Annotated in this window: 21 protein-coding genes; 5 read left to right on the top strand and 16 right to left on the bottom strand. The window is 68.6% G+C overall.

The features are described from left to right. Nucleotides 1–48 precede the first annotated feature (48 nt). From NA11_RS06945 to NA11_RS06880, 14 genes are all read right to left on the bottom strand, one after another. On the bottom strand, nt 49–891 hold the full coding sequence (locus NA11_RS06945) for a hypothetical protein (protein WP_084654248.1): 843 nt from the start codon (nt 889–891) through the stop codon (nt 49–51). 401 nt (nt 892–1,292) lie between these two features. Continuing rightward, a complete protein-coding gene (locus NA11_RS06940; RefSeq protein ID WP_069160920.1) occupies nt 1,293–1,964 on the bottom strand; it encodes a DUF305 domain-containing protein in 672 nt (223 codons plus the stop codon). Nucleotides 1,965–1,966: 2 nt separating this feature from the next. Next, nucleotides 1,967–3,541, bottom strand: coding sequence for an LVIVD repeat-containing protein (locus tag NA11_RS06935; RefSeq protein WP_069160919.1), 1,575 nt, complete (start codon nt 3,539–3,541; stop codon nt 1,967–1,969). 136 nt (nt 3,542–3,677) lie between these two features. After that, nucleotides 3,678–4,562: a 3-methyladenine DNA glycosylase gene (locus NA11_RS06930; protein ID WP_245745748.1), complete on the bottom strand. Its 885-nt coding sequence runs from the start codon at nt 4,560–4,562 to the stop codon at nt 3,678–3,680. Between the two features lie 55 nt (nt 4,563–4,617). Next, nucleotides 4,618–5,682 (bottom strand): hemolysin family protein, encoded by a 1,065-nt coding sequence (locus NA11_RS06925; protein WP_069160918.1) that lies wholly within the window; start codon nt 5,680–5,682, stop codon nt 4,618–4,620. Beyond that, entirely contained in the window at nt 5,675–7,177 is a 1,503-nt protein-coding gene (locus NA11_RS06920; RefSeq protein ID WP_245745747.1) for a hemolysin family protein, read from the bottom strand. Before NA11_RS06920 ends, NA11_RS06925 begins: the two co-directional genes overlap by 8 nt. Before the next feature lie 315 nt (nt 7,178–7,492). Next, nucleotides 7,493–8,932 (bottom strand): GuaB1 family IMP dehydrogenase-related protein, encoded by a 1,440-nt coding sequence (locus tag NA11_RS06915; RefSeq protein ID WP_069160917.1) that lies wholly within the window; start codon nt 8,930–8,932, stop codon nt 7,493–7,495. A 461-nt stretch (nt 8,933–9,393) separates the two neighbouring features. Further along, nucleotides 9,394–10,239, bottom strand: a complete 846-nt coding sequence (locus NA11_RS06910; protein ID WP_069160916.1) for a DMT family transporter — start codon at nt 10,237–10,239, stop codon at nt 9,394–9,396. A 5-nt stretch (nt 10,240–10,244) separates the two neighbouring features. Further along, the gene (locus tag NA11_RS06905) at nt 10,245–11,984 is read right to left on the bottom strand and encodes a DEAD/DEAH box helicase (RefSeq protein ID WP_069160915.1); all 1,740 of its coding nucleotides are present in this window, start codon (nt 11,982–11,984) and stop codon (nt 10,245–10,247) included. Nucleotides 11,985–12,167: 183 nt separating this feature from the next. Then, nucleotides 12,168–13,106, bottom strand: a complete 939-nt coding sequence (locus NA11_RS06900; RefSeq protein WP_069160914.1) for a M56 family metallopeptidase — start codon at nt 13,104–13,106, stop codon at nt 12,168–12,170. 53 nt (nt 13,107–13,159) lie between these two features. Continuing rightward, nucleotides 13,160–13,549, bottom strand: coding sequence for a BlaI/MecI/CopY family transcriptional regulator (locus NA11_RS06895; RefSeq protein ID WP_069160913.1), 390 nt, complete (start codon nt 13,547–13,549; stop codon nt 13,160–13,162). Between the two features lie 78 nt (nt 13,550–13,627). Then, nucleotides 13,628–14,512 carry an ABC transporter ATP-binding protein gene (locus NA11_RS06890; RefSeq protein WP_069160912.1) on the bottom strand — a complete coding sequence of 295 codons (885 nt, stop codon included), beginning with the start codon at nt 14,510–14,512 and terminating at the stop codon, nt 13,628–13,630. Further along, the gene (locus NA11_RS06885; protein ID WP_084654246.1) at nt 14,509–15,630 is read right to left on the bottom strand and encodes a FecCD family ABC transporter permease; all 1,122 of its coding nucleotides are present in this window, start codon (nt 15,628–15,630) and stop codon (nt 14,509–14,511) included. The genes NA11_RS06890 and NA11_RS06885 overlap by 4 nt, the downstream gene beginning before the upstream one ends. Then, the gene (locus NA11_RS06880; RefSeq protein ID WP_069160911.1) at nt 15,627–16,673 is read right to left on the bottom strand and encodes a FecCD family ABC transporter permease; all 1,047 of its coding nucleotides are present in this window, start codon (nt 16,671–16,673) and stop codon (nt 15,627–15,629) included. Before NA11_RS06880 ends, NA11_RS06885 begins: the two co-directional genes overlap by 4 nt. Nucleotides 16,674–16,806: 133 nt before the next feature. Here NA11_RS06880 and NA11_RS06875 point away from each other — a divergent pair, with 133 nt between their 5' ends. The 5 genes from NA11_RS06875 to NA11_RS06855 all read left to right on the top strand — a co-directional run bounded on the left by NA11_RS06875 (nt 16,807) and on the right by NA11_RS06855 (nt 20,576). Further along, a complete protein-coding gene (locus NA11_RS06875; RefSeq protein WP_069160910.1) occupies nt 16,807–17,517 on the top strand; it encodes a hypothetical protein in 711 nt (236 codons plus the stop codon). 244 nt (nt 17,518–17,761) lie between these two features. Then, entirely contained in the window at nt 17,762–18,145 is a 384-nt protein-coding gene (locus NA11_RS06870) for a PaaI family thioesterase (RefSeq protein ID WP_069161001.1), read from the top strand. 82 nt (nt 18,146–18,227) lie between these two features. Then, nucleotides 18,228–18,530 (top strand): urease subunit gamma, encoded by a 303-nt coding sequence (locus tag NA11_RS06865; protein ID WP_069160909.1) that lies wholly within the window; start codon nt 18,228–18,230, stop codon nt 18,528–18,530. A 7-nt stretch (nt 18,531–18,537) separates the two neighbouring features. After that, nucleotides 18,538–18,858: an urease subunit beta gene (locus tag NA11_RS06860; protein ID WP_069160908.1), complete on the top strand. Its 321-nt coding sequence runs from the start codon at nt 18,538–18,540 to the stop codon at nt 18,856–18,858. Continuing rightward, complete coding sequence (locus tag NA11_RS06855) at nt 18,855–20,576, top strand: urease subunit alpha (RefSeq protein ID WP_069160907.1); 1,722 nt, start codon at nt 18,855–18,857, stop codon at nt 20,574–20,576. The genes NA11_RS06860 and NA11_RS06855 overlap by 4 nt, the downstream gene beginning before the upstream one ends. 9 nt (nt 20,577–20,585) lie before the next feature. On the opposite strand, the gene NA11_RS06850 is transcribed toward NA11_RS06855, so the two are convergent. Further along, nucleotides 20,586–21,116 (bottom strand): DUF3558 family protein, encoded by a 531-nt coding sequence (locus tag NA11_RS06850; RefSeq protein WP_084654245.1) that lies wholly within the window; start codon nt 21,114–21,116, stop codon nt 20,586–20,588. Nucleotides 21,117–21,352: 236 nt separating this feature from the next. Further along, nucleotides 21,353–21,691 carry an ArsR/SmtB family transcription factor gene (locus NA11_RS06845; protein WP_069160905.1) on the bottom strand — a complete coding sequence of 113 codons (339 nt, stop codon included), beginning with the start codon at nt 21,689–21,691 and terminating at the stop codon, nt 21,353–21,355. Between the last annotated feature and the right edge of the window lie 453 nt (nt 21,692–22,144).

Raw genomic sequence — 22,144 nt, 5'->3', positions numbered from 1 at the left:
GGAATGGGAGTGTCCGAAAGCGGACACTCCGGATCACGCGACTGCTGGCTATGGAGCGAAGATTTCCTGAACGGTCGTTGCGGTGAGCAAACGTTGCATCCATCGGTCGAGCTGAGCGGCGTCAGTGCAGCTGGTGACCTTCGCTCGTACCTCGGCGGACACCTCCAGGTGTTTCGCCGCGATGAGACCCAGCAATGAGTCGGCTTTCCCCTCGAAGTACGGCTTGCGGAACTGGTCGCTGAAGTACGGCGCGTTGTCAGTCATCATCAGCATCCTCAAGAAGTATTGGCCAGCAACCCTGGGGAGCGCGCCCAGGAGCATGTCGATGTATTTTTGGGTGGTTTCCGTGGGCGGTGCGGTATCGGCGAGCGCCTTGAGTATCGCATCGCGTTCGGTGGAATGCCGGTGCGCGATAGCCGAAAGCACCGCCAAGGCGGGATGGGCGGCGGCAACGTCGGGGTCGGTGACCATCGGGACATCGTTCGGGCTCAAGACTACCGGTGTCAGGACGAAGCCTGGGGCGACTGTGATGGGGTGTCGGCAAGAGGTAGCGGCGCGTTGGTTCGGGCAAACGACGACGAGCAACACCAGGCACCGTAGGCGGGCGCGGAGGGTTGTCAGGTAGACCGGCCAGCTCCAGATTTTGTCTTTGTCGGGCTGGAGTTGGACCTCGACGACGACGCTCAACACTGGCTTGGTGGCGGCGGTCAGGGTGACGACCGCATCGGCGCGGTATTCGGTTGGCTCGATATCGGGGAGGTCGGTGGAATCTAGTCGGGCACCATCATGCTCGGGTAGCGACATGCCCAGGACGGAGGTCAATAGCTCAGCGATCAATTCTGGTCTGCGCCGTACTAGTTCGATGATGATCTCGTGGAGGTTCGAGGGCATGCGGCGAACCGTACACGGGCCCACCGACATTCATGTGGAGAGGCTATCGCTGCTGGTGGAACGTATTGTATTGGAACGTTCCTCGTTGGAATGGTCACGTTGACTTGGGGTGGATCCAGAGGGCTTGGGCAGCGGATCTGATCTAGTCCGGTGCGCAGAGGCCGTGATCTAGTTCCGTAAACAGCGGGCTCGGACGATACGGGGCCTTTCGGCATAGGCCTCGTATCCGCAAGGGATTACGCGGCGAGCCGACCGCTGTCGATGACGATGTTTTCGTCGGTGATCCAGGAGCTGGCCGGTACGGCGAGCCGGGTGATCCAGGGGACCATGTCGGCGACCTCGCCGACGCGCCCGGAGGGGACTCGGTCGGCGTAGCCGGCAGTCCACACGTGGGCGGCGGGTCAGGGCAGGGGTGCGGCGCCACGCTGGGCCAACAGCACGCCCATGAGCCCGGCTTCTTGCCCTTGTCCGTGGATCATCGACCGCGCCGCTTCTTTCACCGGTCCGGCGGGCAGCAGCTGGTCGGCGGCCTGTGCCATCGTGATGCCCCCGCGGTGGTGGCGAAACATCAACTGCAGGAACAGGATCTCGGCGTCGCGGCCGCGTGCGGCGGCCAATGCGTCGAGTTCGGCCGTTGTCGCCATCCCAGCCATGGGTGCGCCCGGCGGCTCCGATGGCGTGACCTGAGGGGCCGAATGCTGGTGTGCGGCAACCACATCGGCATGCATCCAGGCCATCGGTCGGCTGGCCATCGGCGACGCGTTTGCCAGTCGCAACCAACCGAGCATGGTGCCGATCTCGAGGCGCTGGGTCGCGTCGAGCTGACGGGTGAGCTGGAGCACGCCGGGATCGACGCCGGGGTCGAGGCGCTGCACCATGATCAGCGCCTGTTGGTGATGCGCCGTCATGTCCTGCACGAAACCGATCTCTACTGCGCTGAGAACCGGTGTGGCCGTGTGTGTTTCCGGAAACACCAGCGGGCGCAGCGCGGCTCCCAACACCAGGAGCGCGAAGGCGAGCGACGCGAACGCGGCACCACGGAGCCAGCGCGGCAGCGCCGAAAGCTGCGTCATCGCTACGACCCGACGATCGATTCTTGATCCGCGGGCGGCGAATACACCTCGTTGTCGAGCTGCAACACCATGAACCCGTTGTCGGAGCAGGCGACATACAGTTGCGAGCCGCGCCATTCCGGCGGGGAGAAGCACCAGTCCGTGGAAACGTCTCCGAAGGCGAGCCTGCCGGTCCGCGGGGTCAGCGCATCCGTCGGATTGAACTGCCCTTCCAGCACGGCACGCGCCGCAGGCGGCGCACTCATCAGCGGCACACCGATGATCGAGGCGAGCGCGTGCGGCGAGTTCCACAGGCTCAGGTTCTGCCCGGTCCGTGCCGGCGGGTTGTAGTAGGCGATCTCGCGAATATCGAAGGGGTCGCGCACATCGAAAACCCTGATGCCGGAGGAGATCCAGCCGCAGGCGAGTGCGGTCGGGTTGTCCCGGCGATCGGCGGCACAGTAGTGCGATTCGTACGCGAACGCCGAACCGCCCATGGACGAACCGATATTGCTGTCGAGATTCTGCGGCAGGTTGATCTCGAGCTTGATCTTCGCGGCCACCTTGGGCGCGCTGTCGTTGGCGATGTCGATCAGTTTCACACCGCCGGAACCGCCTTCGTCGACGGTGTAGAGGTACGGCTTGCCGTCGTAGGTGACCGGGATGCTGTGCTGGGTCGCCCACCCGTCGGTCCAGAACACCCGCCCGATGTGGTGCACCTGCGGATTCGGGTCGCGCCGCTGTACCGCGCTGATGTCGAGCACGGTGAATCCGCCGAGTGCCGAGATGTACATCCGGTTGCCGTCGGCGCTGACCCCGAACCCGTGCGCCTCGATGCCGGTCAGTCCCTGCCAGACCACGTGCGGGTTCGCCGGATCGGAAAGGTCTATCGCACTGACGAATCCGGGCGCGATACCCGAGGCCCAGTAGGTGTTGCCGTCGGGTGAGAAACCGCCCTCGTGTGTCGTGATCGGCAGCGGCATCAGCATATTCGTGCCTGGCCCCGGATTGAGCAGGCGTGGATGCGCACAGTCGGAGATGTCGTAGACCGACAGGTACCCGACGCCGGTGCCGACCGGGACGCCGGTCCCGACCAGCAGTTTGCGGGCGGTGTTGACCTTCAAGCTTTCCCACGTGCCTGCCAGCATCGCCGGTTCGCTCAGTGTCGCGGTGGGTCGTGGGTTCGCCGGGTCGGACACGTCGAGCACCTGCACGCCGCGTCCCTCGCTGATCAGATCACCGGGGAAGAACGAGCCCATATAGGCGCAATGCTCGAAGCTGGTCGAGGTGATGCCTGCACCGCGCCCGGCGAAGCCGCCGACGAACGACATATTGCAGCGGTAGCCCTGGGTGCTGCGTCCACTGTCCCGGTCGGCGGCGGTGACATCGCCTTGCATGCCGTTCTCCGGCGCCGATCCCGGCCCGCAGTCTGCCCGGGGGACGGCGGTTCGGCCCACATCGAGGAACTCGCGGACGGACTGCTGGATATCGGACTGTAGGTCGGCGGACGCACTGCTCGGTAGCAGCAGCGCGGCGACGAGACCGACAGTGACCAGGGCCAATGGTTTGGCGCGGCGCAAGCTCGACAGTGAGCGCATCCTCGGGTTCCCCAACCTTCATCAAGTTAATGATCCGTCATTCCTTACTGACTGGGACAGCAAAGAACTGACTGAATAGTAGTAACAACCATTAACTTGCGCGGGTGGTTTCGGCGAAAATGACGGTGGTGTTGCTTTAGGCGATGGTCGACGCTGCGACGTCGGCGGCGAGGAGGTCGTCGCAGACATCGAGCAACACGTGCCGCAGCACGGCCGACCGCTCGGCCAGCGCGGCCTGGGCCCGCACGTATTCCGCGCGACCGGCGGCGGTTTCGATCCGCACCGGCTCGTATCCGTAGTCGGACAGGTCGTAGGGGCTCGCGCGCATGTCGAGTTCGCGGGCGGCGCAGGCCAGCTCGAAACAGTCGAGGATCAGATCGGACGCGACGAGGGGGACCAGTTTGAAGCCCCACTTGTAGAGGTCCATGTTGGCGTGCAGGCAGCCCGGCTGTTCCCGCTGAACCTGATCGGCGCGGGTGAGCGGCTCGACGTTGCGGCCGACGGCGTCAGGGGTGAAGAAACGGTAGGCGTCGAAGTGGGTGCAGCGCAGCGACATCGACTCGACGACGGCGTCGGTGCCCGAGCGTCCGAGCCGCAGGGGCACCTGTTGGTGCCTGACCTCGTCGGTGCGGTACACCATGGCCCACTCGTGCAGCCCGAAGCACGACAGCTGCGCGGGCCGGGTCGCGGTGGCGCGCAGCAGGTTCGCGATGAACTCGATGGTGTCGCGCCGCCGCGCCAGATAGGCGGGGTCGGCCGTGCATCCTTCCGGCCGCCGGTGATAGCCACGCGCGCCGTCGTATTCGGCGGCACCGGCCAGCGCGACGCCGAAACCCGGGTGCCAGCGCCGCAACTGGGCGGGTTTGTGCCCGTAGTAGGTGAACAGGAAGTCGATCACCGGATGCGACGAACCCGCAGCCCGCCGCTCCAGGTACGGGCCGACGAGCTCATCGAGCCGGACCACATGCGCTGCGGCCCGCTCCCGCCACTGCTCCTCCGCGAGCACCAACACGTCGCTCATGACTGCGCCTCGTCGGCGCTCGACTCCGTCATGCGCGAAGCGCACTGCCACACGCTCATTCGATGATCCGGTGCGTCCCGTCGCGGACGGTGCCGACGAACTCTTCCACCAGATCCTCGAGCGCGACAATGCCCGTGGTGTTGCCGCGAGTGTCGACCACCCGGCCCAGGTGACTGTTGGTGCGGCGCAGCCTGGCCAGCGCCTCGTACAGGGTGGTGTGCATGCTCACCGTCGGCAGTGGCCGAATATCGGTGCGCGGGATGGGCGTTGCCGGACCGGCGGTCTCGTCGGCCACCTTGTCCAGCACGTCCTTCACGTGCAGGTACCCGACCAGCGAGCCGTCGGTGGCCCGGACCGGATAGCGGGAGAATCCGGTTTCGGCGACGGCGGTTTCGATATCGCCGAGCGTGGTTCCGTTGCCGCGCAACGGAACCGTCCGCGTCGTTTCCAACGGCACCAGCACATCGGCAACGACCCGTTCGCTGGTGCCGAGCGCCTGGGTGAGCCTGCGATGCTCCTCCTCGTCGAGCAGCCCCTCCGAGCGCGACTCACCGATCATCTCGGCGAGTTCCACCGAGGAGACGGTGGCGTCCAGCTCGTCCTTCGGCTCGATCCGGATCAACCGCAACGACAGGTTCGCCGCCAGGTTGTAAATCGCGATGAGCGGACGCGCCAACCGCAACCACATCAGGTGCACCGGAACCAACAGCAGCGCACTGCGTTCCGGTCCGGCCAGCGCGATGTTCTTCGGGATCATCTCGCCGAACAGGATGTGCAGGACCACCACGATGGCCAGCGCCACGGCGAACGCGACCGGATGCAGCAGCTGTTCGGGCAGGCCGAGGAAGTCGAACGGGCCCTCGAGCAGGTGCGCGACGGCGGGCTCGCCGACACGACCGAGCAGGATCGAGCAGATGGTGATGCCGAGCTGCGCCGCCGCCAGCATGATCGACAGGTTCTCACCCGCCCGAATCACGGTGTTGGCGTTGCGCTTTCCCTGCGCGGCCAGCGCTTCGAGCCGGTCGCGGCGCGCCGAGATCAACGCGAACTCGGCGGCGACGAAGAAGGCGTTGCCCGCGAGCAGCACCACGGTGAGCAGCACTGCGAACAGATCACCCATGACTGTGCTCCTGTGCGGGCAGTGCGCCGTGTCCGGTCAACGCCTGGTCCTTGGGGCGCGTCAGCTGTTCGGACAGCGCCTCCCTGTCGGGCGCCGGCGGAGGTTCGACCTGCTGGTCGGGGTGGTGTTTGCGGAGCGCGAGATCGTCCGCGGCGACCGGGATCAGCCGAACCCGGTCGATCCGGCGCCCGTCCATCCGTTCGACCCTGGCGATCCAGCCGCCGTCCTCCGGCGAGTCGGTCGACGACCATTGCTGGGAGCGGGGATTCGGCAACAGCACCTCGTCGCCGGCGTCCGGGATGCGGCCGAGCCGGGTGAGCACCAGCCCGCCGAGCGTCTCGTACTCGCCTTCGGGCGCGTCGTAGCCGGTCGCCCGCGACACCTCGTCGATGCGAAGCAGCCCGGAACAATCCCAGCCGTCGGGCACCCGGCGCACATCGAGTTCTTCCTCGTCGTGCTCGTCGCGGACATCGCCGAGGATCTCCTCGATGATGTCCTCCATCGTGACGATGCCCGCCGTGCCGCCGTACTCGTCGACGACGAGCGCGACCTGCATGCCGTCGGCGCGGATGCGTTCGAGCACCTCGTCACCGTCGAGGCTGGCAGGCACGATCGGCACCGGGCGAGCCAGCATCTGCAGCGGAATGGTGCGACGCACGTTCACCGGATGGGTGAACGCCTGCTTGATGTGCACCACGCCGAGGGTGTTGTCGAGGTCGCCGTCGATCACCGGGAAGCGGGAGAACCCGGTGCGCCGGGCGGCGTCGATGAGGTCGGCGATGGTGTCGAGTTTGTCCAGCGATTCGATTTTCACCCGCGGCGTCATCAGTTCCTCGGCGCTGCGCTCACCGAACTGCAGCGACCGGTCGATCACCAGGGCGGTGCGCTGGTCGAGGGCGCCGCGCAGGGCCGAGGTGCGCACCAGCGACCCGAGTTCCTGCGGCGAGCGCGCCGAGCGCAGCTCCTCGGCCGGTTCGACACCGAGCCTGCGGACCACCCAGTTGGCGGTGTTGTTCAGGAAATGGATCAGCCATTTGAACACCACCGAGAAGCCGACCATCGGCGTCGCGGTGATGCGCGCGGTGGCCAGCGGCTTGGAGATCGCGATGTTCTTGGGCACCAGCTCGCCGTAGATCATCGAAAGCGAGGTGGCCAGCACCAGCGCCAATACCAGTGAGATGCCCTGTGCCGCACCGTCGCTCAGGCCGATGCCGGTGAACAGCGGATCCAGCAGTCGAGCAAGCACCGGCTCGGCGATGTAACCGGTGATCAGCGTGGTGATGGTGATGCCGAGCTGGGCGCCGGAGAGCTGGAAGGAAAGCGTGCGATGGGCTTGGCGCACCATCCGTGCGCGGACGTCACCGTTGCGCGCATGCGATTCGACGGTGCTGCGTTCCAGCGCGGTGAGCGAGAATTCGGCGGCGACGAAGAGGGCGGTGCCTGCCGTGAGAGCGATGAACCCCAGCAGACTGAGTGCCGTGAGTGCGACGGACATTGTCAGCGCCACCCCGAGAAGGTAGGCAGCTGGAGTGAATACACACAGCCGGGCGGCAGCCTGCGGGGCGGGTACCCACCCTGGGCTGGGAACTGGCCGGAGGGAAATGGGGCTCGGAGTAGGAGGACGCCGGGTTTGTCACCCGGCTCGGTAGAGGAGCCCTCCTGTGCTGCGCCCTCGGACGCGGGTGACAACTGGATCCTTTCGCAAGTGGCGGCCGTGGTGCCGGAGACCGGCAACAACAATGTTACCGGCCAACGCAGACGATCGCGTTGGCCGGTCCCATGTCATGTCACGGGCGTGTCGAGCCGGTGCTCACCAGCCGCTCGGCAGCGGGCGTCCTTCGGCGAAACCGGCCGCGGACTGCACACCGAGGACGGCCTTTTCGTGCAGCTCGGACAGGCTGCGCGCGCCCGCGTAGGTGCACGCGCTGCGCACGCCGGAGCAGATGTGGTCGATGAGGTCCTCGACGCCGGGGCGCTCGGGATCCAGCCGCATGCGCGAGCTGGAGATGCCCTCCTCGAACAGCGCCTTGCGGGCCCGGTCGAAGCCGCTGTCGGTGGCGGTGCGCGCGGCGACCGCACGCTTGGACGCCATGCCGAAGCTTTCCTTGTAGGCGTTGCCGTCGCGGTCGACGCGCAGATCGCCCGGCGATTCGTAGGTGCCTGCGAACCAGGAGCCGATCATCACGTTGGACGCGCCCGCGGCCAACGCGAGTGCGACGTCACGCGGGTGCCGGACACCGCCGTCCGCCCAGATGTGCACGCCGAGTTCCTTTGCGGCGGTGGCACATTCGGCGACCGCGGAGAACTGCGGGCGACCGACGCCGGTCATCATGCGGGTGGTGCACATGGCGCCGGGGCCGACGCCGACCTTGATGATGTCGGCGCCCGCGGCGGCCAGGTCGCGGGTGCCTTGCGCGGACACCACATTTCCGGCGACCAGCGGCACGCCGAGGCCGAGATCGCGGACGGCGCTGAGAGATTCGAGCATCTTGGCCTGGTGGCCGTGCGCGGTGTCCATGACGAGCACGTCGGCGCCCGCGTCGACGAGCGCTTTGGCCTTGGCGACCACATCGCCGTTGATGCCGACCGCCGCGGCGACGCGCAGCTGGTTCTGCTGGTCGACGGCGGGCTGGTAGATGCCTGCGCGGACCGAGCCGGTGCGGGTCATCACGCCTGCCAGGGTGCCGTCCTCGGCGGTCAGGACCGCGAGCTTGGCGTGCTTGGCCTCGAGCAGCTCGAAGATGTCACGGGGCGAGGTGCTCGCGGGCGCCTGCACGAAATCGCTGGCCGCCACGTCACGCAGCCTGGCGAACCGGTCGACGTCGGTGCACGCGGCCTCGGTGACGACACCGACCGGGCGGCCGGTCGCGTCCACCACGACGACCGCGCCGTGGGCGCGCTTGTGCATCAGGGCGACGGCCTCGGACACCGAGCGTTCCGGGTCGAGGGTGACCGGGGTGTCCGCGGTGAGCGAGCGGCTCTTGACGAAGGCGATGGTGTCGGCGGCCGCGCTGATCGGCAGATCCTGCGGCAGCACCACGATGCCGCCGCGGCGGGCGACGGTCTCGGCCATCCGGCGTCCAGCAACCGCAGTCATGTTGGCGACGACGATCGGGATGGTGGTGCCGGACCCGTCGACGGTGGAAAGGTCGACGTCGAACCGTGAGGCGACATCCGTCCGATTGGGGACGAGGAAGATGTCGTCGTAGGTCAGGTCATACGGCGGCTGATGGCCAGGGAGAAACTGCACTTAACCGATGATAACCAAGAGCGGTCACGGTCGTGCAATCGCCCAGCAGCACGCGGAGGCCGACGGTGCAGCGGGCGGCGGGTCCCCGGCAGCAGTCCGACGGGGTCAACGGCGGGAAAGGGGCCGGTAATGGGCTGATCGCCGGGGTGCGTGCGCCAGGCCAACAAGGTGGCGGCTGTGGCGGGAGCAACTCCGGGTGCAGGTCGTGCGTGACGACCGGCAAGCAGACGCCCCATAGCGGGCCGGCAGGCTCAGTCGGGGGCGAGAAGGCCATCACGCCCGCTATCACCAAGACAAGGGTGGCCCCGCTACCGGCGAGCGCCCCGATCAGCCGAATCCGATTCGCGGTAGGGATCTGTCGAAACCGGTTCGTCGGCGGTGTGGTGTTCGTGCCCATGTCACTCTCCAGGCCGAGCCTATGACTCTGGAATCGGACCGCCTGTTGGCTCCGTTACATCCGGTCAGCTGGTCGCCTGGGCTCGGGAGAGTTGAATTGCGGTGGCGCACATGATGATCACGGCGACGGCAGTGATCGCCAGGCCGAATGTGTTGGTGCGCAAGCGCTCATCGAGGACGGTGAGGCCGATGAACGCGGCCGCGAGCGGTTCGGCGATCGTGACGGCAGGCAGCGACGCGGTGAGCGGTCCGGCCTGAAATGCGCGCTGTTGCAAGTAGACACCGGTGATTCCGGCGGCGACCAGCGCCCAGGTCTGCCAGCTGCCGAGGACGTGGCCGATGCCGTGTTCGAACAGGTCGGTGACGTAGGAGGTGAGGGCGGCGGCCAAGCCGTACAGCGAGCCGCTCGCCGCGCCGAGCAGCAGCGCGCGCCTAGCGGGATCGGCGGCGCCGATGCCTGCCACGGTCGCGGCGGCGACGAGCCCGATCAGCACGATCAGCGGGACCAGCCAATCATGCAGGGGAGCATCGGCATTGCCCGTGGAAGGGTCTCCGACCAGCAGGAACACGGCGAGCGCCACGGTGAGGGCGAACGCGCCCGCCCAGGTCCGTCCGCTGACCCGCCTGCCGTTGAGTCGCGCGGCGAGCGGCAGCGCGAACACCAACGCGCTCACCAGGATCGGCTGAACCAGCAGCACCGCGCCGAGGGCCAGCGCGGCGACCTGCAGGCCGTAGCCGCCGATGTCGCCGACCACGCCCGCCCACCAGCGCGGGTTGCTCACCAGCGCACGGACGAGCGAAACCCCTTCGGGTACCGCAGCGGCCGCCCGCTGCTGGGCGACCGCCGCGAGCGCGAAGAACAGCGCAGCCAGCACCGCGCAGACGACGGCGCCTACGGGGTGCTCGGCCACGATCGTCAGTTAGCCCCGCGGTTGCGGTGGCTCGGCGCGCGCTCCGGGCGTACGGCGCGTCGCCGTCCGTTTCCGGGAGTGTCGCCGTTGGCGCTGGCGCCGGCGCGGCCGCTGAAGCCGGTCCCTGAGCCAGCGGAACGGCTCGAGGTGGCGGCAGCGGCGCGGCCGCCGAATCCTGCGGCATTGCCGGTGCCTGTCGCGGACCTGGACGCACCGCGTGCGCCGCCCGCCTGGCCTGCGCCGACCTTCGCGCCACGAGTGGCGCCACCTGCGGATCCCGCGCCGACCTTGGCTGCGCCACGACCGGTCGATCCACCGGTGCGGCCCGACCCTGCCGCATCGTCACGGGTAGCGAATCCCTTGGTGGGACCGCCATTTCGGCCTCCGCCCGCCCGTCCGGCGCGCGCCGGAGCACCGGCGCCACGGCCCGCGGTCTCGACTGCGGCCGCGCGACGACTCGCCGAACCCGAACGCCTGCGACCGGTGCCGGTGCTCGAACCACCTTCGGCCGCAGCCTGCTTCGGCGGTGCGGGCGCGGCGACCGGAACCCCGGACGGCTGGCGCGCACCGGTGATCTCGATCAGCTTGCGGTCACCCGGCCTGACCTCGATACCGGCGACCTTGACGCCCGCCTTCCGCGTCATCGTCTCGACGTCGCGTCGTTCTTCGTCCATGACCAGCGTGACGACAACGCCGTCCTCGCCCGCCCGTGCGGTGCGCCCGGCACGATGCAGGTAGGCCTTCGACTCGGCAGGCGGATCGACATGCACCACAAGGGAAATGCCGTCGACGTGGATGCCGCGCGCCGCCACATCGGTGGTGACCAGCACCGGAACCGAGCCGTCCGCGAACGCCGCCAGCGTGCGGGTGCGGTTGTTCTGCGCCTTGCCGCCGTGCAGCGCGCCCGCCGGAATGCCGGAGCCGCGCAGCTGCTTGGCCAGCCGGTCCGCGCCGTGCTTGGTGCGCACGAACATGATGGTGAGCCCGTCGCGCGCGGCGATCTCGGCGGCGACGGTGCGCTTGGCGATCTTGTCGCGCACGTAGAGCAGGTGGTGGGTCATCGTCGCCACCGACGCCGAGGGCGGCGCGGTCGAGTGCGTGACGGGGGAGCGCAGGTAGCGCTTGACGAGCTTGTCGACCTCGCCGTCGAGGGTGGCCGAGAACAGCAGGCGCTGACCGTCTTTCGGGGTCTGGTCGAGCAGCTTGGTGACCTGCGGCAGGAATCCCATGTCGGCCATGTGATCGGCCTCGTCCAGCGCGGTGATCCGCACGTCGGCCAGCGACGCCGAGCCCTGCGAGATGAGGTCGAAGAGCCGGCCGGGGGTGGCGATGAGCAGGTCGACGCCGCGCGCGAGCCGGTCGGCCTGCCGCTTGATCGGCGCGCCGCCGACGACGGAGGAGACCCGGAGGCCGAGCGCGAGTGCCGGTGCGTCCATGGCACGTTCGATCTGTGCGGCCAGTTCTCTGGTCGGCACCAGCACCAGCCCGCGCGGCCTGCCCGGCTTGCTCGACCCGCCCGCGAGCCTGGCCAACATGGGCAGCCCGAAGGCAAGGGTCTTGCCGGAACCGGTCGGGCCGCGGCCGAGCACATCCTTGCCCGCCAGGGCGTCCGGCACCGTCGCGGCCTGGATGGGGAACGGTGCCTCGATGCCGTCGCGCCGCAGTGCTTGCACGAGCACGGCGGGCAGGCCCAGGTCCGTAAATGACACGGTGGGCGCCGCGGCGACGGGTGTCGAGGGGGTCACGAGGGGTGTGTGCCTTTCGTAAGACGGCGCGCTCGTCTTCGTGAACGCGCTGTTCGGTGGGGTCGGGGCGGTGACCGAGGGCGGTTCACCGCGCGCTGCGGCACGAGACATCATGCGCAGCGCAAAGAGGGCGAGGTGGCCGCCAACGGGCGGGCCAAGTGTCCAGGATACGTCCTATGAGTGTCAGCCGCGGAAGAGCCGACCCAGTTCGACGAGCCACGGCACCGCGACGGCCATCGTCGGCACCACCAGAATCGCGGCTGAGCCGAGGTAGGCGGCACTGGCGATCCGGACATCACCGATGCGGCCGGAGAGCCGCTGGATGCGAATCAGCGTGGTCGGTCCGCCTGCTGCGAGCGCGCCCTGCGGCGCGGTGGACTTGGCACAGGCGACGAGCGCGCGGGCCAGTGGCTTGGGCCCGGTGACCTTGACCGCGGAATCGTCGGCGAGCAACTCGATGAGCAGCTTCACCGAACCGAGCGCGGCCTTGCTGCGCACTACGCGCGGAAATGCCTCGTGCACTGCGGTAAACGCCTCGAGCACCAGGTCGTGCCGTGCCCGCAGGTGCGAGCGTTCATGGCTGACGATCGCGGTGATCTCCGCGTCCTCCAGGTTGGTCAGCGTGCCCTCGCTGATCACCACCCGCTGGCGCAGGCCGGGCAGGCAGTAGGCGATCGGCTCGGTCGCGGCGAGCACCCGGATATCGGAGGCCCGGCGGCGCGGTCCGCTCTGGTCGAGCAGGTCGACGAGCATCCGATGCCTGGCCCGCCTGCGCCTGGTGTGCACGCCGACGCGCACGACGGCGTAGATCAGTCGCGCGCCGACGAGCAGGGTGAGCATGAACACGAAGACGTAGGCCAGCCACAGCGGCAATCCGAGCGCGTCGATCTCGCGCATGGGTGCGGTGGTCGGCCTGCCGTCCGGGCCGGGCACGAGCAGCTCCGCGGCGATGGCCAGTCCGGAGCCGAACGCGCTGAGCACGGCGGCGAGCGCGATGGCCTGCCACAGCACGAGCGCGGCGCGGGGCGTCCGGTATGTCCAGGTCGCCCGGCTGAGCAGGGCCGGGGCCGGCCCCGCGAGAAGCAATGCGAGTCCGGCGAATACCGGCGCGGTTGCGTTCATCGACTCAGCTCACTGCGTTGGGGGCGTGGTCCCCGAGGAGTCTACTGCGACAACTATTGTGGCGGCGGCGTGTCCTCGGATGCTTCGAGCTTAGCGAGTGCCTCCCGGAGGGCGTCAGCCTCATCCTTGCCGACCTGTTCCACGAAGTGCACGAGGGCGGCGGCGCGGCTGCCCGCGGCGTCGGCCTGTTGCAGTGCGTCCACCATCAGACTCGCCACCAGCTCGTCGCGGGTGTGCACCGGCGCGTACCGGTGCGCGCGGTCGTCACGCTGCTGGACCACCAGGTTCTTCTTCGCGAGGCGTTGCAGCACCGTCATCACCGTGGTGTACGCGAGCTCCCGGCGCGCGGCCAATGCCTCGTGCACCTGCCGGACCGTCTGCGGTTCATCGGTCGACCACAACTGGTCCATGACCGCTTTCTCGAGTTCACCAAGTCCTGCCATCCCACAATTTTACGGAATCAACGACATGCATGCGTACTACAGGTCGTCGTAACTATGGAATAGCTGGTGTGTCATTTGTCATACCGTGCTGTTTTCGGGCATGACGGGACCTCCGACCCGGCCGCGGACATGCCTGGTTCCGATCGGCACCACCATCGGTCGCCCGGAGACCGGGTCCGGTAGCACCGAGGCGTCCAGATCGAAGACTTCGCGCAGCAGATCGACGGTGACGATGTCGGAGGGACGCCCGCGCGCGACGATCCGGCCGTCGCGCATGACGAGGAGCTCGTCGCTGTAGCGGATCGCCAGATTCAGGTCGTGCAGCACCATGACGACGGTGCGTCCGAGATCCTCGTGCAGCCGATCGACCAGGTCGAGGACGTCGACCGCGTGCGCGAGGTCCAGATAGGTGGTCGGCTCGTCGAGCAGCAGGATGTCGGTGCCCTGCGCCAAAGCCATGGAGATCCACGCGCGTTGGCGCTGGCCGCCGGACAGTTCGTCGAGCGCGCGGTCGGCGAGATCGGCGATGCCGGTCTGTTCGAGCGCGGCGTACACCTCGGCCTCGTCCGCCGCCGACCACTGCCGGAACCACGACTGGTGCGGATGTCGGCCGCGCGCAACGAGATCGGCGACGGTGAGGCCTTCCGGCGCGACCGGCGACTGCGGCAGCATGCCGATCACCCTGGCCACGTCCTTGGTCTTCATCGTCGAAATGGCCTTGCCGTCCAACAGAACTCGGCCTGCCTGCGGGCGAAGCAACCGGCCGAGCGAGCGCAGCAGCGTCGACTTGCCGCAGCCGTTGGGGCCGATCACCGTGGTGATCACGCCGGGGGCGATGTCGAGGGTCAGCCCGTCGACGATCACCCGATCGCCGTAGCCGAGCGTGACGGTGTCGGCGCTGAGCCGGTGGGATTCCGGAACCGGCTTCGCGTCCGCCGCGCTGGTCGCGGCTTCGGTGGTCATGACAGCGTCGCCTTCCGATTCATTCGCACGAGCAGGTACAGCAGGAACGGGCCGCCGAACGCGGCGGTCACGATGCCGACCGGCAGGTCGGCGGGGAGGATGCTGCGGGAGGCCACATCCGCCCCGACCACCAGGATGGCACCGACGAGCGCCGAGCCGATGAGTGGTTCGCCGGGCGTGCGCAGCAAGCGGCGCGCGATCTGCGGCGCGGCCAGCGCGACGAAGCCCACCGGGCCGACGATCGCGGTGGCCACCGAGGCGCCGACCACCGAAGCCCCGATCAGCAGCGCCTGCTGGGATTGGATCCGCACGCCGAGCGAGCGAGTGGTGTCGGTGCCGAGCCGCAGCGCGGCCAGCGTGCGCGCCGAGCCGAGGGCGACGAGCGTGACCACCGCGAGCGCGAGCGCGGCCGGGACCAGGTTGTCGCGGTTGACGCTGTTGAGAGATCCGTTGAGCCACAGGTGCGCTCGCTGCGCGTCTTGCAGATCGGCGCGGGTGATCACCCAGTTGATGCCCGCGAGCAGCAAGGCGTTCAAGCCGACGCCGATCAGCACCAACCGCAACCCGGTGACGCCGCGATCGCCGGTCGGGCTGCGGCCCCAGGCCAGCAGATAGATCGCCACGGCGGTGAGCAGCCCGCCTGCGAGTGCGGCGAGCGGCGCGCCGAGCGTTGCGGCCAGGCCGGTGCTGCCGCCGAGGACGACGACCGAGATCGCGCCGAGGCCTGCGCCCGCGGTGATGCCGAGCATGTCCGGCGACGCGAGCGGGTTGTGCAGGATGGACTGGGTGATCGCCCCGGACAGGCCAAGCGCCGCGCCGACCACCAGCGCGGTGAGCGCGCGCGGCAGCCGCGAGTCGAGCACGATGAACCGCTGCGCCCTGGTGCCGCCGCCGCTCAGCACGTCGAGGACCCGGCCGAGCGGGATGTGCGAGTCGCCGGTGGCGATGTCGAGACAGAACAGCAGCAGCGCGGCGGCGGCGAGTGCGGCGACGACAAGCACCATCACTGGGCGAAGCACCAGCGAGATCGGCCCGATCCGCAGCGCGGGACGGGCGCCCTTGGTCTGCGGCACGCCCTTGGTTGTTCGCGCGGTTCGTGGTTTCAGCGAAAGCGTCACAGGCTCACCAGCTTCCGACGGCGCACGAACGCGATGAAGAACGGTGCGCCGAGCGCGGCGAGCATGACGCCGACCTCGAGCTCGCCGGGGCGGGCGATCACCCGTCCGACGATATCGGCGATCAGCAGCAGCAGTCCGCCGATCAGGCCGGAATACGGGACGAGCCAGCGAAAGTCGGGCCCGGTGATCATCCGGGCGAGGTGCGGCACGACCAGCCCGATGAACGCGATCGGCCCGACCGCCGCGGTCGCCGCGCCGGACAGCAGCACGATGGCGGCCAGTCCGAGCGCTCGGCTGCGACCGATGTTCACCCCGAGCCCGCGGGCCACGTCGTCGCCGAGGCTCAGCAGGTTCAGTCCTGGTGCGGCGATCACGGCGAGCAGCAGGCCGATCGCCAGGAACGGCAAAACCTGCCACAGCACCGCCGCGTCGCGGCCGCCGACGCTGCCGACGACCCAGAACCGGTAGGCGTCGAGGGCCGCCGGATCAAGCAGCACAACGGCATTCGTCATCGCCTGCAAAAATGCGGTGACTGCAGCGCCTGCCAGGACCAGACTCAGCGGGCTCGCCTTGCCCGCACCGACCGAGGACGCCCCGAAGACCGCGAGTCCGGCGATCAGCGCGCCTGCGAAGGCGAACCAGATGTATTGCGCGGGTGTGGTGAACGCGAACAGATACATGCTCAGTGCGGCGAGGAAGGCCGCGCCGGCATTCAGCCCGAGCAGGCCGGCATCGGCGAGCGGATTTCGGGTGTAGCCCTGGATCAGCGCGCCTGCGATGCCGAGCGCGAGTCCGGTGGTCAGCGCCAGCGCCGTGCGGGGCAGTCGGAGCCCGCGGACGATGTCCTCGGCGGTGGACTCTGTAGCGCAACTGAACGGTCCACCCGGGCAGGTGAGTCCGTGGTAGACAGCGTCGTAGACGACGCCCGGCGCGAGCGATCTGGTCCCGATCGCGACGCTGGCGAGCGCGGCGAACAGGAGGAGTGCGGTCAACGCGAGCAGCCCGGACAGGCGACGGCGCCGCACGGTGCCAAGGATGGTCACGGTGACGAACTGCTCCTGATTCGTGGTAGCACGGTACTGGTTGGTCTGGTAAGCCTAACCTATCTTCGGTGCGCACTTGTCCCGGCCAACTCCCGGTGCGCACGCGTCACGGCCAACCCCTCGAGGAGGTTTCATGCCCGAGCTCATGACCACCAGTCCGCCACGCCATGCTCAATTGGCGTTCGACCGCACCTGCGATCGGCTGCGTGCGCTGCAGCCCGAGCATCCGCGGGTCTATGCCGTGGCGGCGATGGCTGAGCAGGGCAAGCGTCGATGGTGGCGACTGGCCGACGGGGTGCGCGAAGGCCGGATCGAGTTGATGTATCGCAGGCATGCGGCCGAGATGATCCGCGCCGACGTCGCGGCGGAAGTGGTGGCGACCGCGCTGATTCATGCGGTGGTCGGTCGGGTGGTCGCGCTGCTGATCGCCGAGGGGCGGGCCTGGGATCCCGGCCTGGAGAACCTGTGGATCCACACCGACAACGACGGCGGCATCGACTGGGCAGGCCTGGGCGACACCACTATTCGGGTCGTCGACGGCGACGTGCTTTCCGGCGAGTCCGGCGTGGTCAGCCTGCCGTGTGACGGCGCGATGTATGTCTGGCTCGCGCATCGGTGCGAGCCTGCGCTGGTGCTCATCCAGTCGAGCATGGCGCGCTACGCGGGTCTGCCCGCGCGCCGGTTCTGGCAACTGGTCGGTGAATCCATCGCGGGCGCTTCGACTTACGTGCCGGAGCTGGCGCGCACCGACGCGGTGGCAGGCACTCGCCGCGGTCAGGGGCTGTTGGCGGCGTTGGAGCGACGCGGACTTCCGGTGCGTCGGACGACCGGCTTGCTAACTTAGGTAAGCCTGACCTATACTCATTCTCGGCGGGCGGATCGAGCGAGAGTCCCGAGGGCTGCGGTGACCCCCGATCCATTGCCGCGATGGGCTCCACTTCGGTGGAGCCCATCGCTCTGCCCGGGGCCGGTACCCGTCCTGCGGCGAGCCAGCGCAAATCGGCCGCGATCGCTGTGCAAAAGTGGACCGTATGACAGAGCAGCAGACGAGGGCGCGTGACTGGCTGGCGAACATCACGCCGGACCAGATGACCGAGGCCAGCGAAGGCACGTTCACCGACCTGATCGGGTTGCGCTACACCGAAATCAGCCCCGACCGGGTGCGCGGCGAATGGACCGTCAAGCCACACCTGTACCAGCCTGCCGGCATCCAGAACGGCGGCGTCTACAGCACCGTCATCGAGACGCTCGCCAGCGTCGCGGGCGGGGTCTGGTACGGCGGCAAGGGCACCGTCGTCGGCGTGAACAACAACACCGACTTCCTGCGTGCGGTCCGTGACGGCCTGCTCGTCGGCGAGGCGACGCCGGTGCACCGAGGCAGGCTGCAACAGCTGTGGCAAGTGGTGATCACCGACGAGCAGGGCCGGGTGGTCGCGCGCGGCCAGGTCCGGCTGCAGAACCTGGCCGCCTGAGCCGTCGCACGGCGGCGCGTCGGCGGAACAGGCGTGCCAGAATGACCGTCACCCTTGCCATCCCGACCCACGAGGACCCCGCATGCGACTGTCGCCCCACGAGCAGGAACGGCTGCTGCTGAGCTATGCGGCCGAGCTGGCCAGGCGCAGGCAGGCGCGCGGGCTGAAGCTGAACCATCCCGAGGCCGTCGCGCTCATCACCGATCACGTGCTGGAGGGTGCGCGGGACGGGCGTTCGGTCGCCGAGCTGATGTCTTCCGGGCGAACGGTTCTCACGCGCGCCGACGTGATGGACGGCGTGCCGGAGATGATCAACGACGTGCAGGTCGAGGCGACCTTCCCGGACGGGACCAAGCTGGTCACCGTCCACCACCCGATCGGTTAGGCGGGCCATGATTCCGGGTGAATACTTCTGTGCCGAAGGCACTATCGAGCTCAACGCGGGTGCGCCGCGGCTCGAACTCGACGTGGTCAACACCGGAGACCGGCCGGTGCAGGTCGGCAGCCATGTGCATTTCCCGCAGGCCAACGCCGCGCTGCGCTTCGACAGGGTGGCCGCGCACGGCCACCGCCTCGATATCCCGGCAGGCACCGCGGTGCGTTTCGAACCCGGCCTCGGCCAGCGGGTTTCGCTGGTCCCGCTCGGCGGAACGCGTGAGGTGCACGGCATCAGCCTGACGCCGCCGGGGCAGTTGGACGGAGAGCAGCCATGACCGGACTGAGCCGCGCCCGCTACGCCGAACTGTTCGGGCCGACCACCGGCGACCGAATTCGCCTGGCCGACACCGATCTGCTCATCGAGATCACCGAAGACCGCAGCGGCGGACCGGGACTCGCGGGCGACGAGGCCGTCTTCGGCGGCGGCAAGGTGCTGCGCGAATCGATGGGGCAGTCCAGGGCCACCCGTGCCGACGGTGCGCCGGACACCGTGATCACCGGCGCGGTGATCGTCGACCACTGGGGCGTCATCAAGGCCGACGTCGGCATTCGGGACGGCCGGATCTGCGGCATCGGGAAGGCGGGCAACCCCGACACGATGAGCGGGGTGCACCCCGACCTGGTGGTCGGTCCGTCCACCGAGATCATCGCGGGTAACGGGCGCATCCTCACTGCGGGCGCCATCGACTGTCACGTGCATTTCATCTGCCCGCAGCTGATGGACGAGGCGCTCGGCGGGGGCATCACCACGCTGATCGGCGGCGGCACCGGGCCCGCCGAGGGCAGCAAGGCGACCACGGTGACGCCGGGCGCGTGGCATCTGGCCAGGATGCTGGAGGCTACCGACGGCTGGCCGATGAACATCGTCTTGCTCGGCAAGGGCAACACGGTCAACGCCGAGGCGATGTGGGAGCAATTGCGTGGCGGCGCAGCGGGTTTCAAGCTGCACGAGGACTGGGGCTCCACGCCCGCCGCGATCGACGCGTGCCTCACCGTCGCCGAAGCCGCGGGTGTGCAGGTGGCGTTGCACTCGGACACGCTGAACGAGGCGGGTTTCGTCGAGGACACCCTCGGCGCCATCGCGGGCCGCGGCATCCACGCGTATCACACCGAGGGGGCAGGCGGCGGGCACGCGCCCGACATCATCACCGTCGCAGCGCATCTCAACGTGCTGCCCAGTTCGACCAACCCGACCCGCCCGCATACCGTCAACACCCTCGACGAGCACCTCGACATGCTCATGGTGTGTCACCATCTGAGCGCGTCCATCCCCGAGGATCTCGCCTTCGCGGAGAGCCGGATTCGCCCGTCCACCATCGCGGCCGAGGATCTGCTGCACGACCTCGGCGCGATCTCGATGATCGGCAGCGACTCCCAGGCGATGGGACGCATCGGCGAGGTGGTCATGCGGACCTGGCAGACCGCGCACGTGATGAAGCGCCGCCGTGGTGCGCTGCCCGGCGACGGCGCCGCCGACAACGCGCGGGTGCAGCGCTACATCGCCAAATACACCATCTGCCCGGCGGTGGCGCACGGCCTCGATCACGAGATCGGCTCGGTGACGGTCGGCAAGCTCGCGGACCTGGTGCTGTGGGAGCCCGCGTTTTTCGGTGTCCGGCCGCATGCGGTGCTCAAGGGCGGCGCGATCGCGTGGGCGGCGATGGGCGATGCGAACGCGTCGATCCCGACGCCGCAGCCGGTGTTGCCGCGTCCGATGTTCGGTGCGGCACCCTTGGTCGCGGCGGCGACCTCGCTGCATTTCGTGTCCGAGCAGGCGATCGAGGACGGGCTCGCCGAGCGGCTGCGGGTCCGTCGGACGCTGGCGCCGGTCAAGAACGTGCGGGATCGGACCAAGACCGACATGCCGCACAACGATGCGATGCCGCGCATCGAGGTCGACCCGGACACCTTCACCGTGCGCATCGACGGCGAAGTCTGGGCCGAGCAGCCGGCCACCGAGCTGCCGATGGCGCAGCGCTACTTCCTGTTCTGAGGCGGCCGGCTAGGGGGAGAGATCGACCATCATCGTGGCCAGCTGCAGCGCGGCCGCGCACGGGTCGACGGCCGCGGGGCGCGAGCGGTTCTGCACGCGCCAGGTGATGGAACCGTTGGATGCGGCGGCCACGGCGCAGTCGTCGGGGTCGTGCGGGTTGCGGATGTAGAACGCGGTCGCGGTCACCGTGCCGAGCGCGTGCTGGGTGATGATCATGTGCTCGGTCTGGAAGCCGTTCGCCCTGGCCCGGTCCCACAGCTGCTGCAGCGACTCGTCGGCGGAGAAGGAGAAGCTGATGCCCGCGTCGCCGGTGCCGATCTGCGCGTCCCACAGGCAGGCCTGCGGGGTGCGGTGCGCGACGAGGCTGTCGGCGTGCACGGCCTCGATGATCTGGTCGGTGGACAGCGGCGCGCAGTCGGCGAACGGGGTGCGGGTGGCGGCGGGCGCGGCCTCGGGCATGTCGTTGCTTGCGCAGCCGGTCGCCAAGGCGACCACCGCTAACGCGGCAACTCCGGCATTTCTGGCAGAGAACGGGTTCATCACCGCTCCCTTCTGGATCACTAACGGGTCAGACCAGGTCACGCTACCTAGACGGAACCGAACCGGCGACCTGAGCAGGAGCGATATTCCTCTCAGTCGGTTTGGTCACGCGGGTGCAAGCGGGCAGCCCGGCGGATAAGGTACGGCTGCTCGGTCGCAGGCCAGCAGTGGGGATGGTCGGGCGCAACAGGGCAGCTCGCGGTGGCGAATCGGCCGCAGCGAGGCGACCTCGTCGCTCAGTCGGCCTGACCGGGCAGTGCCCCGCCGCGGCGGCGGTGGTGACGGACGGCGAGGCGGACGATGTCGGCGACGCCGGGATCGGCGATGGTGTAGACATTGCGTCGGCCCACTTTGCGGACGTGGACCAAACCGGCCAGTCGGAGTTTGGCGAGATGCTGGCTGACCGCAGGCACGGTTTGGCCGATGTCGGTGGCCAGCGTGCCGACGTCGCGTTCACCCTGACTGAGCAGCCAGAGGATCTGCAACCGGGCGGTGGCCGCGAGCATGCCGAAAACCGCTGCCGCGTCATGTAGTTGAGCCGCCGGGATGAGACCCGGTTCGCTGTGCTCGGTCACGTCGCCTCCAACCTGTCGGTAGCGTGACACGCTGTCGAATACTTGCGCAACTGATTGACGTATGTGCGGCAGCGGGTTTCTAATGATGGGTGCGCAATTTCTGCGTGGATGAGCAACCAACGAAGCGGGGTGAGCGGCTGATGCCGGTTGACAGTATCGACGTCTCTAGCCGGACCGCCCTGGCGAAACAGGTTGTGCCGGTTCGTCGTTGATCTGCCCACGCGACGCGCGGCCGAGGTGGATGGCCCGGCGATCGCCTGACGCGGCACCGATTCCAGCATTCTTTTCGACCCGATAGGTCGGCGCGTGCCGTCGGCCTGTGCTCGGTGCGATCGTCCGTGGACGGCCGTGCCGAGGTCCGGTCGCGGCCACTTGCTGTCCGCGTTCGGACGCCAGGCCCGTGCAGGCGGGCGCACTTTCCGTTAGACGCTTTGACTTTCACTACCGAGTATT

The sequence above is a fragment of the Nocardia altamirensis NBRC 108246 genome (assembly GCF_001612685.1).
Taxonomy (GTDB): Bacteria; Actinomycetota; Actinomycetes; order Mycobacteriales; family Mycobacteriaceae; genus Nocardia; species Nocardia altamirensis.
Note: the sequence above shows the minus strand (reverse complement) of the source record. Positions and strands in the feature narration are given on the sequence as shown.